We start from the raw sequence: 17,616 nt of genomic DNA, 5'->3' as shown, positions 1-17,616 counted from the left end.
CGTTTTGCATAGCAGTGGCGTGGATCAGAACTCGATGACGGTGGACAGCCAGAGACGGCGACCTTCTTCCAGGGTACCGGTGGTCGACTGGCCGATCTGCGTGTAGTCGGACGCCCATGCGGTGGTGCCGGTGTTGGTGGTGTAGTAGCTGCCGCTGGTAAAGTCCTTGTCGAACAGGTTGTAGATCGTGGCGCTGAACGTCAGGTTTTCGGTGGCCTTGAACGAACCCCCGAGGTGGAAGACTTCATAAGCCTTCAGATCACCGACGGCATCGTAAAGGGCCTTGTTCGCGGCGGTCAGGTTGGCGTAACGATCGGTGAAGCGGGCACGCTCACCGCGATACTCCCCCTTGAACCACAGGGTCAGGCGGTCATTGGCAGCCCAGCTCAGGCGCGCATGGGCCATGTGCTCCGGCGTATTGGTGAGGGGCGCGCCTTTGTTGATGCCGCTTTTCTGCTCGCTGTCGGTGTAGGTGTAGTTGACGGCCAGCGCCCAGGCCGGTGCGAACTGCCAGCGACCCGCTACTTCCACGCCCCTGGTCACGGCTTCGCCGATGTTCACGCTCTGGGCGAAGTTCTCCTGAGTGAAGCCCGGGCCATAGCTTACGCAGCCTGGCTGGTTCGGGTTCGCCGTGTAGAAACAGTTCGCCAGCGGTGTGCCGTCGTCGATCTTGTCCTTGAACTTGTTGTGGAACAGGGTGACGTTGGCATTGAAATTGGCGAGGTTGTCGTAGTACGCGCCGATCTCGGTGTTGGTGGTGATCTCCGGGTCGAGGTCCGGACTGCCGATGGTGATGGTCGAGCCCTGGCCGGTGACACCGTTGATGCCATCGTGCAGCTGATTGAGCGTCGGAGTCTTGTAGCCACGGCTGACGCCGCCCTTGAGTGTCCAGGCGTCAGTGGTGTTCCACACCAGGTAGGCGCGCGGGCTGATGTGGCCGCCGAAGGCTTCATGATCTTCGTAGCGGGCGCCCAGGGTCAGCGCCAGGTTGTCGCGCAGACGCCACTCGTCTTCGGCGAACAACGCCCAGGAAGTCTGCTGGAAATCTTCGTCGGCGATGCCGTCGGTGACCTTGGCGTCCCACCACTGAGCGCCGACGGTAGTGATGTGCGATTCGCCGACCGGAGCGACCAACTTGGTGTCGACGACCAGATCGGTCGACTTCAGCTCGCGGTCGTCGCCGATAATGATCGAGGGGAAACCGGTGTAGGAGTTGCCGATCGGGTTGCCGGGAATGGTGCGGCCGAAGGTTTCCGTGGTGTTGTGGGTGACGCTGCTTTCCAGCGTACCGAAGCTGAAACGTCCGGTATGGCTGAGGGCGAACTGATCGCGCTGGAAGCGCAGTTCATCCTTGTAACCATTGGCACGCAGGGGCGCGTTGGTGGTGCAGCCGTCGGTCGCGCTGCCGCCGTTCTTGCCATCGAGATTGCCCAGCTGGCAGTCGTCGTTGTTGTAGACCTGACGGCCGCGCTCGAAATCCAGCGAGACGTCGTGGCTTTCGTTCGGGGTCAGCGTCAGGCGGCTGCCGAAGGTCCCGTTGCGGCCCTCGACCGGGGACGCGCCACGCTTGCTGACGGTGCTGTCGTTGTCGAACTGCAGCTCCGACTCGCCGCGGTCGTAGAAACTGCCGCGCACAGCCAGGCCCAGCAGGCCTTCGACCAGCGGGCCGCTGGCATACAGGCTGGTGCTGCTGGTGGCGCCATAGTCGCGGTTCTCCTGGAAGGTGTGGTCCAGGCTCAGGCTGGCTCCCCATTCCTTGGCCACCTTGCGGGTGATGATGTTGACCACGCCGCCCATGGCGTCGGAGCCGTACAGGGTCGACATCGGCCCACGAATCACCTCGATGCGTTCGATGGCGGACATCGGCGGCATGAAGCTGGTGGCGGTTTCGTTGAAGCCGTTGGGGGTGACGTTGCCCGCGGTGTTCTGGCGCCGACCGTCGATGAGGATCAGGGTGTAGTCGCTGGGCATGCCGCGAATGCTGATGTTCAGCCCGCCGGTCTTGCCAGTGCCCTGGCGCACGTCGATGCCTTCGACGTCTTCCAATGCCTGCGCCAGGTTGCTGTAGCGCTTCTGCTGCAGTTCTTCGCGGCTGATCACGCTGATGCTGGCGGGGGCTTCGGTGATCTTCTGTTCAAAGCCGGAAGCGCTGACGACCACGTCGCCCAGGGCGATCGGCTCGCTGGCCTGGGCGCCGAAGCTGGCGGCCATGGCGATGGCGCTGGCCAAGGCGGTACGGGAATTGAAGGCGGACATCGATCTACTCCTGGCGATAAGAGGGTGCAATCGGAACTCGGTAAACGCGCCGGGATGATATTGACTTGCATATAAGGTTCAATCGCGGGTGATACCGATATTCCGCTCGCTGGCCTGGAGAGGCCGTGCCGACTGGGCTGCAGCCAGGTGTAAATTTTGTAAATGCGAGCCGTTCTCGTGTGTGCAGAGGTTTTTCGCATGCATCCCTGGCGCTCTGACGGCCGAGATGAAGCGTTATTCCTCGCTGGGACATGGGGGGGGCGGTGCCGGGCGCATCGACGGCGTCGTGCTGGCGCGCCGCCGATCGATCAGGCCGAGCGCGCCGCAGGTCTTGACGCAGGGTGCGCCGTGCGCACCGGCAGTGCCTCGCAGTCCGCCGAGCGATTGGTGCCCGCTGTGCAGGCAGGCTAGCGGATGGCGTTCGGCTGCCAATCCAGGGTCAGCGCCTCCTGCCAGGCGAAACGCTCGAAATGGCTGGCCACCACATCCTGCAGGCGTTGCAGGTCCTCGCTGCTGGCGCTTTCCACCTGCAGGCGCAGGCCCTGATCCTCCGCTTTCAGGGTCGCCAGGCCGGCGCCGAACTCGATGTGGCCCTGCTGCTCGTCGAAGCTGACCGCAATCTTGTGGGCGAAGTGCTTGCACAGTCGGCTGATGTAGCGCGCCGGGGTATCGGTTGCGACGAAGGCACTGCTGCTGAATGAACTCATGATGATTCCTCGGGTGTTTAGCGTTCGCAGCGGCCGCTCGAGCGGCCGCGCGGTTCAGTACGCCAGGGTGAAACGATGGCGGATATGCTGCGGCTGCTCGACTTCGTCCAGCAGCGCCACGGCCAGGTCGGCCACCGAGATGCGCCCCGGCTGGTCGCCATCCATCAGCAACTCGTCGCCGCCCAGACGGAACTTGCCGGTGCGCGGCCCCGGTTCGAGCAGGGCGGCGGGGGAGAGGAAGGTCCACTCCAGCTCATGCTCGTCACGCAGCATGTTCAGTGCTTGGCGTGCTCCCTCGGCGCCCTCCTTGTACTCGGCGGGGAAATTCGGCGTGTCGATCAGCTGCAGGCCGGGCGCGACATGGAGGCTGCCGGCGCCACCGACCACCAGCAGGCGCCTGACTCCGGCCTGCCTGCTCGCAGCGACGATGGCGCGACTGCCGGCGATGAACTGCTCGCGAATGTCGGCCACACCCCAGCCGGGGTTGAAGGCGCTGAGGACCGCATCGTGGCCACGCAGCTGTTCGGCCAGCGCCGCGCTGTCGTGCACGTCGGCCCGCACGGCGACCAGGTTGGCATGAGCGGGCAGTTTTTCCGGATGACGTACCAGGGCGGTGACCTGGTGGCCACGGTTCAGGGCTTCCTGCAGCAGCGGCGCGCCGACGTAACCGCTGGCGCCGATCAGGGCGAGTTTCATGGGGAGTTCCTCGGTGTGTGAAGGTGAACACATCATCCCTATGGATAAACGCCGGAAAAACTGGCTTGATGCACTTGGATAATTAAGCAGGGCTTCATAATGGAGCAGCTCAAACGCATGGCGCTGTTCGCCACGGTGGTGCAGAAGGGCTCGATGGTCGCTGCTGCTGAAGCACTGGGCATGAGCGCGTCGGCCGTCAGCCAGCAGATCCGTCGGCTGGAGGAGGCCGCCGGCGTCAGCCTGCTGCATCGCACCACGCGCAAGCTGACCCTGAGCGAGGCGGGCGCCCAGTTCTACGAGAGTTGCCGGCAGATCGTCGAGCTGGCCGAGCAGGCCGAGCAACGCCTGGCCGAGCAGCGTGACGCACCGGTGGGCGAGTTGCGTATCGCCGCACCGGTCGGCTTTTCCGGGCCGGTGTTGAGTGAAGCGCTGGCGCCGCTGTTGAGTGCGCATCCGGCGCTAAGCTTGCGTCTGTTTTTCCAGGATGAGCAGATCGACCTGATCGAGCAGCGTATCGACCTGGCCATCCGCGTCGGCCAGCTGGATGACTCCAGCCTGGTGGCCCGGCATGTCGCTGACTGGCGCATGCTGGTCTGCGCTGCGCCGGCCTACCTGGCGCGCCGCGTCTGGCCGACGCAGCCGCAGCAACTGCTCGATCTGGACTGGATCGCGCTGAACACCGAGCGCAGCCAGCATCTGCAGCTGCACGGGCCGGGCGGCGCGATGCAGCGCCTGCGCCTGGAAAGTCGCATTGCCTGCAACAACATTCTTGCGGCGCGCCAGTTCACCCTGGCGGGCATGGGCGTTTCGCTGCAGCCGGAGCCGGAAATCCGTGAGCTGCTGGCGCGCGGCGAGCTGCTGGCCCTGCTGCCGGACTGGCAGCTGGAGCCGATCGGCCTGCATATCGTCACCCCGCGTCGTGACGCACAACCGGCCAAGGTGCGCTATGCCATCGAGGCGCTCCGGCGCCATCTGCTCAATGCATGATGATCAACAGTCGGCATCCGTCTCTGGCTGTGCGAGGATGGATGGCAATCAATCTCTCCGTCAGAAAGGACCCGTGATCCACACCGATGAAGACGCCCAAACGTATTGAACCCCTGGTCGAGGATGGCCTGGTGGACGAGGTGTTGCGCCCGCTGATGAGTGGCAAGGAAGCAGCGGTCTATGTGGTGCGTTGTGGCGACGAGCTGCGCTGCGCCAAGGTCTACAAGGAAGCCAACAAGCGCAGCTTCCGCCAGGCCTCCGAGTATCAGGAGGGGCGCAAGGTGCGTGGTAGCCGCCAGGCGCGGGCCATGGCCAAGGGCAGCAAGTACGGGCGCAAGGAGCAGGAGCAGGCCTGGCAGAACGCCGAGGTCGCTGCGCTGTTCCGTTTGGCCAATGCCGGCGTGCGGGTGCCCAAACCCTACGACTTTCTCGATGGCGTGCTGCTGATGGAGCTGGTCACCGATGGCGAGGGCGACGTGGCCCCCAGGCTCAACGACGTCGACCTGCATCCGGACGACGCCCGCGAATTTCACGCCTTCATGATCCAGGAAATCGTCAAGATGCTCTGCGCCGGCCTGGTGCACGGCGACCTGTCGGAGTTCAACGTGCTGCTCGGCCCCGACGGCCCGGTGATCATCGACCTGCCGCAGGCGGTGGACGCGGCGGCCAACAACCATGCCTTCAGCATGCTCGAGCGCGACGTGCGCAACATGGCCGAGTACTTCGGCCAGTTCGCCCCCGAGCTGAAGTACACCAAGTACGCCAAGGAAATGTGGGCGCTCTACGAGGCCGGCAAGCTGACGCCGCATACCCAGTTGACCGGCGAGTTCGCCGAGCCCGAGGACGCCGCCGATATCGACGCGGTGATGCGCGAGATCAAGGCCGCGCTAGCCGAGGAAGCAAAAAAACAGGCGCTGCGCAACGCCGAAGACGAACCCAAGGACGCCGAACCAACCCCACCCTGGATGCGCTGAGAGGGGACGTAGGGTGCGCCGTGCGCACCTCTTCACACTGCGCCCGGTGCCGTGGGTGGGGCTTGGAACTGGCGGCACCGATGACGTAGGGCGGGTGCAACCCGCCGTTGTCGTCCTGGCGGGTTGCACCCGCCCTACGGCTGACGGTGCGACGAACACCCCGGCACACCGCAGCTCACCCCTTCCTCCAATCCCTGCAGAATCGGACAATCCGGCCGGCTATCGCCCTGGCAACTGTTCGCCAGCTCCACCAGCGTATCGCGCAGCGCACTCATCTCGGCGATCTTGCGTGAAAGCTCGGCGATATGTCCCTCGGCCAGCGCCTTCACATCGGCACTGGCGCGCTGCTTGTCCTGCCACAGCGCCAGCAGCCGGCCCACCTCCTCCAGAGAAAACCCCAGATCCCGCGCCCGCTTGATAAAGGCCAGGCGGTGCAGGTCGTTGGCGTTGTATTGCCGATAGCCACTCTCCGAGCGCCCGGCACGCGGCAGCAGGTCGATGGACTCGTAGTAGCGAATCATCTTGGCGCTGAGACCGGTGTGCTTGGCGGCTTGGCCGATGTTCATGGGCTCGTACCCGGCAGATTTGGAAGCGTCATCATACGAGATCGAGAGCGCACGCCGAGGTTCACTTGCTTTGGGGCTGCGAGAGCTCGGCTTCGCGTTCGGCGATGGCCTGTTCCAGTTCCGGGGAGCGCTTGGCCCATTTTTCAGGGGGCAGAGGTTGTGACCACTCCACCGCTTCGGGAGCGGTGAGGTCAGGGATATTGGCGAGTTTTCGGATCATCAGTACCGCAATCCAGGGCAAACCGAAAATGGTCAGGCCGAGAAAGGTCATGCAGGCAGCACCGAACCGGCCTTGCTTCAGTTCGCGGAACAACTGCTTGAACGCCTCGATCCATGCCCCCAGGTAGCCACCGCGCTGAACCTTCTCATAGGCGTCTTCACGGGTGGTATCAGGCACCGCCTCCGGGCCGATTTCCATAAAGCTGCGAATACATTCCCACTGCGCCATGGAGCCAGTACCGCCCCCGGTATTGAGCATCATCACCCAGCCCGGTTTGTTCTCCGCATAGGCCTCATGCTCCTGACCTGCGAGGGGCAGCCAGAGGATCAATGCCCCCTGTTTGCTGGCGCCGCCGGTGTTGAGGCTAAGGGCGCTGGGCGAGACGGCATGCACACGCTCCCAGGGCACGAACCAGTAGTTGCCGTCCGGCTCGGTCACGCAGACCTCACGGCGCTGTCGGTTGAAGCGCAGGGGCGGTGTCAGTGGTTTACGCCATTGCTTTATAAAAAAGTACCAAAGCGGCCCCATGATCGCCGCCCCCACCAATGGGACAATACCCAGATAGCCCCAAGTTACACCTGGAACGCCAGAAGAGCTTGCAGCGACCCAAACAGAAATCGCAATAAATAAAACTGTTCCCCAATGTAGGGTCATAAACCCCCCCCCCATGGCGAAACTACCGATATCCAGATAGACCGGGTTCTTGCGCCAGATGATATTCATCAGATCCTGGGGTGGTTGCCCGGTTGGGATGGGCAAAGGGGCCAGATGTTCTTGCTGGCGGAGAAAGCCGCGTTTGATATCACCGGCCTGTGCGTTCATCACTGATCCTCGGGGGTTAAGACTGTCCGTTCGACCTCAACGGCGGGGAGGCTGTCGCTGAGCAATGGGCCGTCGTTGCTGCCATGCTCGGTAATGCTGGTACCACGGATGATATAGCGCATGCCCTGGGCGCCACCGACCACCAGTTGGCGGGGGTTGAGGGTGCCGGTCAGCATGGCCAGGGGGCTGTGGTAGATCACCTGCAAATGCCAGTAGCCGCCCTCTGGCAGCGCCGGCAGTCATGCTGCCGATGACGCGGCCAGCTCAGCCTCCCGCTCTGCGATCGCACGCTCCAGTTCCGGTGAGCGCTTGGCCCACTGTTCGGGTGGCAGGGGTTTTGACCATTCCACCGCTTCTGGGGCGGTCAGGTCGGGGAGTTGGGCAAGCTTCTTTCTCTGTAAGTGTTCTAACAAGATGGTGTTGAACAGCAGTCCAAAAAAGCCTTCCCACAAGATGGCAAGTAACCAGCCCCTGCTCTTTGCCGCCTGACGAATGTCATGCAGGTAACTTTCCCAGACGCTCATGCCTTCGTTGCGAATGGCAGAACTGCCAGGCACCGCCTCCGGGCTGATTTCCATAAAGCTGCGAATACATTCCCACTGCGCCATGGAACCCATGCCCCCACCGGTATTGAGCATCATCAGCCAGCCCGGCTTGTTCTCCGAGTAGGCCTCATACTCCTGCCCTTCGAGCGGCAGCCAGAGGATAAGTACACCCTGCTTGCTGGCACCTCCGGTGTTGAGGCTGAGAGCGCTGGGGGAGACCGCATGCACACGCTCCCAGGGCACGAACCAGTAGTTGCCATCCGGCTCGGTCACGCAGACCTCGCGGCGCTGGCGATTGAAGCGCAGTGGGGGCGTCAGTGGTTTGCGCCATTGCTTGATAAACAGATACCAGAGCGTCCCCATCAGTGCTGAGGAAAAGGCAATGAACGCAAGAGTTTCCCAAACTTGTCCTGTTGACGCGAACAACCAAGTAGCCCAAATGAATATGAGATTTCCTAGATTGAGGGTCATCCATCCCCCCCCCATAGCAAAGCTACCGATATCCAAATAGACCGGATTCTTGCGCCAGATGATATTCATCAGATCCTGGGGAGGTTGCCCGGTGGGGATCGGCAGGGGAGCCAGATGTTCCTGCTGGCGGAGAAAGCCACGGTCGATATCGCCGGCCTGTGCGTTCATCACTGATCCTCGGGAGTCAAGACTGTCCGTTCGACCTCAACGGCGGGGAGGCTGTCGCTGACCAGCGGGCCGTCGCTGCTGCCATGCTCGGTAATGCTGGTGCCGCGGATGATATAGCGCATGCCCTGGGCGCCACCGACCACCAGTTGGCGGGGGTTGAGGGTGCCGGTCAGCATGGCCAGGGGGCTGTGGTATATCACCTGCAACTGCCAGTGGCCGCCCTCCGGCTGTGATGGCAGCTTGCCGCTCAGGCGCAGGCCCATGCCCTGGTGGATGGGCAGCCACTGGCTTTGCACAGTGGCCAGCCACTGGCGTGTGCAATCGGTGGGTGTGCCGGCGGCGCTGATGGCCGCAAGGCGCAGGTGCAACTGGGTATGGCTTGGGTCAGCGCCGGGCAGATAGAGCTGCAGGCTGTCGGTTTTGCTGCCGATGACAATGCTCTGATCGCTGCCGCCCGAGTGGCGGCTGGTCAGCAACCCTGTTGCCTGCAGTCGGGGCTTGAACAACAGGTCGATCAGGGTTTGCAGCTCGGCGCTGGCCTGTTCGGGGCTGTCGTCCCAGCGCCGTGCATTGCCCCAGCAGCATTGTTCGAGGAACTGCTGCAGCTCGCTGTCCTTGAAGTAGTTCCAGACCAGGTACAGGCCTTCGACGATCAGGATCAGCCAGTTCACTGGCACGATGCGCAGACTGAACCATTTGATCGCTTCGCCAATGGTCCAGCGATTGGTCAGGGCCATATAGGTGGCGTAGCCACCCAGACCGGTCTGGGTGGCCATCAGGCCGAACACGGCGCCATCGTGCCCCAGACGCGCCCAGTGATCACCGCTCCAGTAGGCATCCTCTTTCTGCATTTCGGCCGCGAGTTTGGCGAGGTCAAAAACAGCCGCTACGGCGGCAAATGCACCTGTAGTGAATGCAAACAGAGTAACGATAGGCGCCTGCAGGGCTTGATTGAACAATGTCACGCTAACCGCTTTCTGACCGGTAGCCTCCCAACTTGCTCCAATCAAGGCTGATAGCGCGGCTCCAACTTTCAGGCTTTCCGCCTTATGTTCCCAATCACGAACAGCATCCATCTCCCGCCCCTGATCGCGCTGTTCAAGCTGCGCCAGGTTATTCATATGTAGCAGCAGGGCGGTCAGCGGCAGCACGCCGCCCAGAGTATTGAGGCTGCGGATGGCGGCAACGTTCGGTGCCAGGCCTCTTTGCAGTTGTCGCCCGGCCTCCTGGCTCCAGTCCCACAGGCGTTGGCCCACGGCGCCACTGAGGCTGAAACCGAGCTGGCCGCTTTTGATCACCACGCCGGAACTCCAACGCACGACCAGCAGCAGGCCTTGCAGCGGCAAGGGGAAGCGCGCGATCAGGTTCGGCGTGCTGGCGGTGCCGTTCAGGTGCTCCAGCTCCAGGGAGCCAAATGCAGCCGCCAGGCGGGACATGGCCCGATTCCAGTCGTGGCCATCGGCGCCGCCCAGCTCACTGAGCCAGGCAAGCTTGCCCTGGCTGACCAGGGAGCCAAGCAGTTGCCCGATGGCGGCCTGGTTCTGGCTGGTCAGCGCCGCCGTGATCTCGTCCGAGCGTTCGGACAAGTCCAGCAATTCGGGGCTGAAGCCATTGCTCAGCAGGCTGAAGGGGCGCTCCGGCGAGGGCGAGCGCAGCAGGTTGACGGCCACTTGTATGCCTGGCCCGCTGCTGCACAGCTCGCTCAGGCTCGCCAGGCTGAGGTGGCTTAGCCAATCGCAATGCTCCGCGTCATCATAATTGGCATACCACAGGCTATCGCCATGCACGGCCAGGAAGGTTTCGCTGTCTTGCAGCAGGCTGTCACGCCGTTCGGCCAGCCAGCGGTGGTGAGGCGCGGCTTCATCGTTCATCCAGCTTCGCATGGCGTTCAGGCGTACCCGCTCGGCCACCTGCGCGCCGCTTCTGCTGTCGCTCATGTTGCGCGCTTTGTCGGCGGTGTAGCCCATCACCACCGAGCGGATTTCATTGTGCAGGTGCGGCGGTATGAAGCTGCGGGTTGGCATCAGCACCTGTTGCTCGTCGTAATGCACCTGGCGCAGCAGCACATCGGCTTGAGCGTGGCTGTATTGCCGGCCTCGCTCTCGGTTGATACGGGTTTCCTCGTCGAGCAACGGTTTGAGGTCGTTGTGCGCCTTGAGCAACTTGTCGCCTTCTTCGGGCGTCAGTTGTAGCTCTTCGCCAGGCCTGTAGCGGTAGTTGATGAGGTTGCTCAGCTCCGCACCATCTTCGTTGATCAGGCTGTTGATGAAACCGGCAATCATGCCCTTGTTGCCGTTCTGCTGGTTCCATTGCTCATGGCGGGTGTTGATCAGGCCCTGCTCATTGTTGAGGTCGCGCAGGGCGCCCAGGTCGTCATCCAGGCATGCCAGCACGGCGTGCAACGCGCCGGCCTGGCTGCGAGCCAGGTTGAGCCAGGCCTCGCAGTCAAATGCGTCCCAGGCCACGGTACTCCACTCCCCCGGCTTGTGCTCGGCGGCATCGGGATACCTCTCGGCTGCCGCACTGCATTTGTCCTGTTGGGCTTTAAGCCGCAACCAGGCGTCGGCTGCCGCCGCATTCTGCTCTGCGGTATCGAAGGTGCCGATGGTGGCGTACACCTGGTCTAGCCGTTGTTGCTGCTGCTCTGCGTTCTCGGCATGCTCGGCGGCCAGTGCCTTGTCGTAACTTTCCGGCAGCAACTCGGCGATCAGTTGCGTGGCCTCGCTCAGCGGCGGGCAGTGCTCTGCCGTCAGTTCGCGGGCGACGCCTGGCAAATCGAGCTGACGCATATGCCGACGGCGAACGCTCGGGGTTTTCAATTCATCACAATGCTGCACCGACAAGGGTCGCTCGGTGTGCATCATCCAGGCGCTCCGTGCCTTGTTCAGCTTGAGGCCCGTCAGCATGCCCTGGGTGAGCTCGCTGTGCCCGGCCTCGAGCGGCTGCTCCAGCAAGCGGCCATCCTCGGCCACGGCGAAGCGTTGCAAGGGGCCATCGGCCTGCCACAGGTACAGGTAGCCGGGCCGCAAGCGGCGCAGCGCCATCGGGTGGCTGAAAGTCTGGCGAATGGAGTTTACCGAGGGATGCTCGGCCTTTTCCTCACTCAAGGCATAACGCACCGGCACTACGAAGACTTCCGCTTGCCTGGCCGGGCAGGCGCTTACCGAGCTGCCCAGGTCTTCCGCAGGAAAATTTTGCTTGGCGGCCTGGTTGGCCGCTGCCAGGTTGAGGGCCTGACTTTGATTCGAGGTGGTCATGCGATGACTTCCTTGTCGGTCAGCAGTTGCCGTTGCAGTTCCAGAGCCAGGTGTTCCAGGCGCTGTTCGGGGCGCAACTGCGCTGTGTCGAGTATCTGCCGGTAGGCCTGGTGTGCGGGGGCTTGCGGGAAGCTCACACCCAGTACGGCGCAGAGGTTGGCCCACTGCACCATCTGATCAGCGCTGCTGTAGCCATGGGCATTGGCACTCAGCCGGCAGTGCTGTGCCCAGGCATGGCGGGCAGCAGCGTCCTGACCTGCCAGGCAATCGGGGAAGAAGTGATCAACATGGGCCAGCATCTGTTCGTCGAAGGCCTCCAGGTGGGCCTGGTTCAGGCGTTCGACCGTATCGTCACTCAGGTGCAGCCAAGGTTCATCGGCATAGCGAGCGGCAGGTGACGACATCTGGCGCTGCAGTTCGATTGGCTCGTCGTCCAGATTGCGAGGCGCCAGGCGAGTGCGCTGAATAGGCCCCAGCAGGTGGTCGCGCTCTTCGTGGGGCAGTTCGGCCAGCCAATGGCGCATCACCCTTGGGTCGTAGTAGCGCAGTAGCACGGTCACGCCCTGTACGCTGGCATGCACCAGGCTGCGCAGGTGCTCGACGAGCTCTTCGGTGCTGGCATCGCTTTCCAGCCAAATACCAGCAGATGCTCGCCAGTGTTCGGCGAAATGTTCCTCCAGTTTGCTCGCATGGGTGAGCTGAACCAACACCGGGCCGGCATCGGCCAGGTCCTGGTAGAGAGTGCCTTGGTAGAGTTGGTGAAGCGATAGTGCTTCGTCCAACCGGTAGAGCTGAGCCAGTAGGTTGTCGATCTGAGCGCCATCGAGCAGCAGGTACTGCCTAGTTTGTTCACTCATCGTTTCAGCCCCATTAACTGGCAGATGGCGCAGAACGGTTGAGCCCGGCTGGCGGCGTATCGAAGTGCCTGCCTTTGTGCCTGGATCAGCAGGCCGCCGGCCTTGTCTGCATCCGCCGGCTTCACCTGCCCCGGGAGAATCGGCTTGGCGCCCGAGCCTTTGCCCGGCGCCCCACCCGAATTCATCTTGATCGTCGCCCCGCTCAGGGTCACGCCGCTGGGGTCGAGCTTGAGGAAGCTGCCGCCACCTGCGGCGGTGAGTTCCATGCCGGCGTCGATCACCACCTTGCTGCCGGCGTTGTAGTGAATCTCGTTGCCGGCTTCAATGAACTGGCCGGTGCCGATCCTGTTGTGCTGGGTGACGGCGACGGTGAGGTGGTCGTTGGCGCGTACCTCTACCTTGCGGTCGAGGTCGGTGGTGCGGTGTTCTTCGGCCTGAAGCTCGGTGTAGCTGTTGGCTTCGACCGTATCGTGGCGCTCGTTGCCGACGCGGATCTTCTGGTCGTGTTCGATGTTCTCGTCCCAGTCGCGCTGGGCGTGGATGTAGATCTGCTCGGCGCCCTTGCGGTCTTCGATGCGAAATTCGTTGTAGCCGCCACCGCCGGGGCTGCTCAGGGTCTTGAACACGCTGCGGGTCTTGTTCGCCGGCAGGTCGTAGGGCACGACGTGCTCGGCGTGGTACAGGCAGCCGGTGATCAGCGGCTGGTCGGGGTCGCCTTCGAGGAAGGTGACCAGCACTTCCATGCCCACCCGGGGAATGGCGATGCCGCCGTAGGCCTTGCCCGCCCAGTTGGAGGCCACGCGCAGCCAGCAACTGGTGGTGTCGTTGCCCAGGCCTTCGCGGTCCCAGTGAAACTGCACCTTCACCCGGCCGTACTGGTCGCAGTGGATTTCCTCGCCAGCCGGGCCGGTGACTACGGCCGTCTGGCTACCCAGTACCTTGGGTTTGCGATGTTCGAGCGCCGGGCGGTAGGGGATGTCCCAGGGCGTGGCGGTAAAGCGGTTGCGGTAGCCCTGCTGGAAGCCATCGCCAGGCTGGGTGTTGCTGGTGACCGACTCTTCCAGCACCTGCGGCTGCTTGCCTTCGTGAATCACTTCATCGAGTAGCCACAGGTCATTCCACTGCTGGCGCGGGTGGCCGGCCAGGGCGAGGAAGTGGCCGCTGATCAGGTACGCATCGCTCTTGCCTTCGGCCAGTTCGTAGTCGCTGCGCAGGCGCTCCAGGCTGCGTTTGGCCAGGTGCTTGCCGCGGGCGCGGTCGGTAAAGCGGCCCGGATAGTCGTAGACCTCAAGGGTGGGGAAGAACTCGCTGCTGTAGCCGGCTTCCATCTGCAGCTTGGGCTGCTCGAAGTCGTAGTCGCGCCAGGTGACTTCAGTGCTGCGGGTTTCCAGGCGCACGCCGAAGGCGCGCACCACTTCGTGATCGGCAGAGAGGCCACTGTCCTGTTGGTAGTTCAGCGGGTCTAGCCGCGGGAAGACGCTGGCGTCGTCTCCGAATACCACGGTATGGCCATCCTCGCTGTGCTGGAAGTGAAAGCTGATGCCTTCCTCTTCGCACAGGCGCTGGATGAAGCGCAGATCGCTCTCGTCGTACTGAGTGCAGTACACCCGCTCGGGGTAGACGTAGGGGCCGAACTGCATGCGGTAGTCGGTGCCGTCGAGCAGGCCGTGTTCTTCGAGTACGGCAGCGATGATCTGCGGCGCGGTCAGATTCTGGAAGATGCGCTGATCGAAGCTGTGGCCGAGGTAGGCGAGGGTCGGCCGCAGGTCGATGCGGTAGCGGGTCAGGCGCTTGCCCGAGTCGCCCTGGGTAACGCCGTAGATGACGCCGTGCACGCCCTTGCCGGACGGGCCAAAGGCCAGGTAGGCGGTCTGGTTGATCAGCGCGTCGAGGTCGAGATCGGCGCGCTGGCTGACCAGCTCGATATCGAAACGGTAGGGCTTGTTGAGCGCTTCGCGCCCCTCGAAGCTCAGTACCTGCAGGTCGTTGTCGACGGCGGGAATGGCGAGGGTAATATGCGCCTGGTTGGCATCCAGCATGCCGTGGCCTCCATCCTTGAGTTGGGCGAGGCCTGAAGGGTGCCGGACACGGCGTTTCGGTTCAATGATGGCATTCCCATACTATGCACCGGGTCATAAAAAAGCGCCGAGGCGTTCGGGGTCGTTCCCAGCTAGAGGTCTTGCGGTTGCCAGCGGGTCAGCAGCAGGGCGTTGCTCACCACGCTGACGCTGGACAGCGCCATGGCGGCGCCGGCGAACATGGGGTTGAGCAGGCCGGCGGCGGCCAGGGGAATGCCGACCAGGTTGTAGATGAAGGCCCAGAACAGGTTCTGGCGGATCTTGGCGTAGGTACGCCGGCTGATCTCCAGCGCGGCGGGCACCAGGCGTGGGTCGCCGCGCATCAGGGTGATGCCGGCCGCATGCATGGCAGCGTCGGTGCCGCCGCCCATTGCGATGCCGACATCCGCGGCGGCCAGTGCGGGGGCGTCGTTGATGCCGTCGCCGACCATGGCCACGGTGCCGCGTCGACGCAGTTCGCCGATCAGGCGCGCCTTGTCCGCCGGCAGCACCTGGGCGTGGGGTTGGTCGATGCCCAGAGTGGCGGCCACCGCGGCGACGCTGCCGGGGTTGTCCCCGCTGATCAGGTGGCTGCCGATGCCCTGTTCGCGCAACTTGGCGATGGCTTGCACGGCGCCGTCCTTGAGCCTGTCACCGAAGGCCAGCAGGCCGAGCAGACGCGGCGCCTCGCCGGTTTCGATCAGCCAGGACAGGGTGCGGCCTTCGGCCTCCCATGAGCGGGCGGATTCGGCCAGCGGTCCGCTGGGCAGGTGCAGCTCGTCGAGCAGGCGATGGCTGCCCAACTGCAGCGCACGTCCATCCAGCGTGCCGGCGATGCCGCGGCCGGGCAGGGCGCGGCTGTCGCTGAGGGCGGGCAGGGCGATCTGGCGTTCGACGCAGCGTTGCAGCACGGCCTTGGCCAGGGGATGCTCGCTGCCCTGCTGCAGGCCGCCGGCCAGGCGCAGCAGTTCGTCCTCGCTGGCCTCGGCCAGGCCGATATGGACGATGCGCGGCTTGCCTTCGGTGAGGGTGCCGGTCTTGTCGAAGGCGATGGTGTCGACGGCGTGGGCCACTTCCAGCGCCTCGGCGTCCTTGATCAGGATGCCGTGGCGCGCGGCGACGCCGGTGCCGGCCATGATCGCGGTCGGCGTGGCCAGGCCCAGCGCGCAGGGGCAGGCGATCACCAGCACCGCCACGGCGTTGAGCAGGGCGTTTTCCAGCGGCGCGCCGAATGCCAGCCAGCCGAGCAAGGTGGCCAGGGCGACCAGCAGCACCGCCGGGACGAAGACCTGGCTGACCTTGTCCACCAGCTTCTGGATCGGCGCCTTGGCCGCCTGGGCGTCCTCCACCAGGCGGATGATGCGCGCCAGCACGGTTTCCGCGCCCAGGGCGGTGGTTTCCACCAGCAGGCGGCCTTCACCGTTGATGGCGCCGGCGGTGACCCTGTCGCCCGGCTGCTTGGCCACCGGCAGGCTTTCGCCGCTGATCAGCGCCTCGTCGGCGTGGCTGTGGCCCTGCGTCACGCGCCCGTCCACCGGAAAGCGTTCGCCCGGTTTGACCAGCACCAGGTCGCCGAGCGCCAGGGCTTCGATGGCCACGTTTTCCTCGCGGCCGTCGCTCAGGCGCACGGCGCGATCCGGGCGCAGCGCCTGCAGGGCGCGGATGGCGCTGGCGGTCTGGCGTTTGGCGCGGCTTTCCAGGTACTTGCCGAGCAGGATCAGGCTGATGATCACCGCCGAGGCCTCGAAATACAGGTGCGGCATGCCGCCAGGCGGCGTCACCGCCCATTGATACAGGCTCAGGCCGTAGCCGGCGCTGGTGCCGATGGCCACCAGTTGATCCATGTTGCCGGCACGCGCCTTGAGCGCCTGCCAGGCGGCGCGATAGAAGCGTGCGCCGAAGATGAACTGCACCGGTGTGGCGAGCAGGAACTGCAGCCAGGCCGGCAACATCCAGTGCAGGCCGAAGGGCTCGACCAGCATCGGCAGCACCAGCGGCAGGGTCAGGGCGATGGCCGCCAGCAGCGTCAGGCGCTCGCGGCGCAGGCGACGCTGTGCGTCGTCCGCGCTCGGGCAAGCGTCGGGCAGGGTGGCTTGGTATCCGGCAGCGACCACGGCCTTCACGGCCTGCTGCGGATCGAAACCGGCGAGCACCTGCAGGTGAGCCTTCTCGTCGGCCAGGTTGACCGCCACCTGGGCGATGCCGGGCACCTTGAGCAGGGCGCGTTCGATACGGCCGGCGCAGCTGGCGCAGGTCATACCCTCGATGCCCAGTTCCAGCGGCTGGCTGGGCACGGCATAGCCAGCGTCCTCGATGGCGGCGATCAGCTGCGTCAGGCTGGCGCCCGGCGCTTCGACGCGAGCCTGCTCGCTGGCCAGGTTGACGCTGGCGCTGGTCACCTGTGGCAGCTTGCGCAGTGCGCGTTCGACACGTCCGGCGCAACTGGCGCAGGTCATGCCCTGGATCGGCAGGTCGAAGGTGGTCATGGGCAGGCTCCCTGTAACAGCACTCATGGTTACAGGATCAACCTTGACCCCATGGCAAGGTCAAGCCTTCAGTTCAGCGCAGGCGCGGCATGCAGTCGCAGACCGTCGCTGCCCATGGCGATGCGGTAGCGGCGCACTTCGCCGGCAGTCAGCTCCAACGCCTGTCCGTTCAGCTGGGCGATGCCGTCCTGGCACGGGCCGGTGCCCGTCAGGCCGAGGCGCAGCGTGACCTTGCCCGGTGGCAGGTTGAAGGACACCGACTGGCCCTGGTGCAGACGCGCAGCCATCTGGTCATACAGATACAGGGCGACCTCGCAGGTGGTCGCCACCTCCAGACGCTCGCGCGAGACGATCAGCACCGCGTAGCCTTCGCCCTGGGTCGTGGTCGGCAACGGGGCCAGGGGTTCTGCCAGGGCCAGGGGCGCCAGCAGCAGAGCGAGGGCGGGGAAGGGCAGGCGCATGGCGGTGATCCTCGTGCAGAAGCCGGAGCAGACGAATAAGGCAGGGCTTGACCTTGCCATCGTGGCAAGGTCGAGACTACACCCAT

The 17,616-nt window shown here is 64.3% G+C and carries 14 protein-coding genes; 2 read left to right on the top strand and 12 right to left on the bottom strand.

Features of this window, described 5'->3' with window-relative positions; all coding sequences use genetic code 11:
- Window positions 1-24: 24 nt before the first annotated feature.
- From BLS61_RS03690 to BLS61_RS03680, 3 genes are all read right to left on the bottom strand, one after another.
- Window positions 25-2,256 carry a TonB-dependent receptor domain-containing protein gene (locus BLS61_RS03690; RefSeq protein ID WP_090427494.1) on the bottom strand — a complete coding sequence of 744 codons (2,232 nt, stop codon included), beginning with the start codon at window positions 2,254-2,256 and terminating at the stop codon, window positions 25-27.
- Between the two features lie 407 nt (window positions 2,257-2,663).
- A complete protein-coding gene (locus BLS61_RS03685) occupies window positions 2,664-2,963 on the bottom strand; it encodes a DUF2218 domain-containing protein (protein WP_090427491.1) in 300 nt (99 codons plus the stop codon).
- Between the two features lie 54 nt (window positions 2,964-3,017).
- Window positions 3,018-3,659 (bottom strand): NAD(P)-dependent oxidoreductase, encoded by a 642-nt coding sequence (locus tag BLS61_RS03680; RefSeq protein ID WP_090427490.1) that lies wholly within the window; start codon window positions 3,657-3,659, stop codon window positions 3,018-3,020.
- Window positions 3,660-3,758: 99 nt separating this feature from the next.
- On the opposite strand from BLS61_RS03680, the gene BLS61_RS03675 reads away from it, so the two are divergent.
- Entirely contained in the window at window positions 3,759-4,646 is an 888-nt protein-coding gene (locus BLS61_RS03675; protein WP_090427487.1) for a LysR family transcriptional regulator, read from the top strand.
- A gap of 86 nt (window positions 4,647-4,732) precedes the next feature.
- Window positions 4,733-5,620, top strand: coding sequence for a PA4780 family RIO1-like protein kinase (locus BLS61_RS03670; protein WP_090427484.1), 888 nt, complete (start codon window positions 4,733-4,735; stop codon window positions 5,618-5,620).
- A 134-nt stretch (window positions 5,621-5,754) separates the two neighbouring features.
- Here BLS61_RS03670 and cueR read toward each other — a convergent pair whose 3' ends face one another.
- The 9 genes from cueR to BLS61_RS03625 all read right to left on the bottom strand — a co-directional run bounded on the left by cueR (window position 5,755) and on the right by BLS61_RS03625 (window position 17,530).
- Entirely contained in the window at window positions 5,755-6,186 is a 432-nt protein-coding gene (gene cueR, locus BLS61_RS03665) for a Cu(I)-responsive transcriptional regulator (RefSeq protein ID WP_090427481.1), read from the bottom strand.
- Window positions 6,187-6,247: 61 nt separating this feature from the next.
- Entirely contained in the window at window positions 6,248-7,228 is a 981-nt protein-coding gene (locus BLS61_RS23345; protein ID WP_139205532.1) for a hypothetical protein, read from the bottom strand.
- A complete protein-coding gene (locus BLS61_RS03655; RefSeq protein WP_139205531.1) occupies window positions 7,228-7,428 on the bottom strand; it encodes a hypothetical protein in 201 nt (66 codons plus the stop codon). Before BLS61_RS03655 ends, BLS61_RS23345 begins: the two co-directional genes overlap by 1 nt.
- Window positions 7,429-7,467: 39 nt before the next feature.
- On the bottom strand, window positions 7,468-8,412 hold the full coding sequence (locus BLS61_RS03650; RefSeq protein ID WP_090427474.1) for a hypothetical protein: 945 nt from the start codon (window positions 8,410-8,412) through the stop codon (window positions 7,468-7,470).
- Complete coding sequence (locus BLS61_RS03645; RefSeq protein ID WP_090427471.1) at window positions 8,412-11,669, bottom strand: toxin VasX; 3,258 nt, start codon at window positions 11,667-11,669, stop codon at window positions 8,412-8,414. Before BLS61_RS03645 ends, BLS61_RS03650 begins: the two co-directional genes overlap by 1 nt.
- On the bottom strand, window positions 11,666-12,526 hold the full coding sequence (locus BLS61_RS03640) for a DUF4123 domain-containing protein (protein ID WP_090427468.1): 861 nt from the start codon (window positions 12,524-12,526) through the stop codon (window positions 11,666-11,668). Before BLS61_RS03640 ends, BLS61_RS03645 begins: the two co-directional genes overlap by 4 nt.
- Entirely contained in the window at window positions 12,523-14,565 is a 2,043-nt protein-coding gene (locus tag BLS61_RS03635) for a type VI secretion system Vgr family protein (protein WP_090427465.1), read from the bottom strand. Before BLS61_RS03635 ends, BLS61_RS03640 begins: the two co-directional genes overlap by 4 nt.
- Window positions 14,566-14,696: 131 nt before the next feature.
- Window positions 14,697-17,069, bottom strand: coding sequence for a heavy metal translocating P-type ATPase (locus BLS61_RS03630; protein WP_090427461.1), 2,373 nt, complete (start codon window positions 17,067-17,069; stop codon window positions 14,697-14,699).
- A gap of 68 nt (window positions 17,070-17,137) precedes the next feature.
- The gene (locus BLS61_RS03625; RefSeq protein WP_090427458.1) at window positions 17,138-17,530 is read right to left on the bottom strand and encodes a hypothetical protein; all 393 of its coding nucleotides are present in this window, start codon (window positions 17,528-17,530) and stop codon (window positions 17,138-17,140) included.
- Window positions 17,531-17,616: the final 86 nt, after the last annotated feature.

It is taken from the genome of Ectopseudomonas guguanensis, assembly GCF_900104265.1.
Lineage (GTDB): Bacteria > Pseudomonadota > Gammaproteobacteria > Pseudomonadales > Pseudomonadaceae > Aquipseudomonas > Aquipseudomonas guguanensis.
The sequence above is the reverse complement of the archived record's forward strand: the minus strand, read 5'-3'. Positions and strand labels throughout refer to the sequence as shown.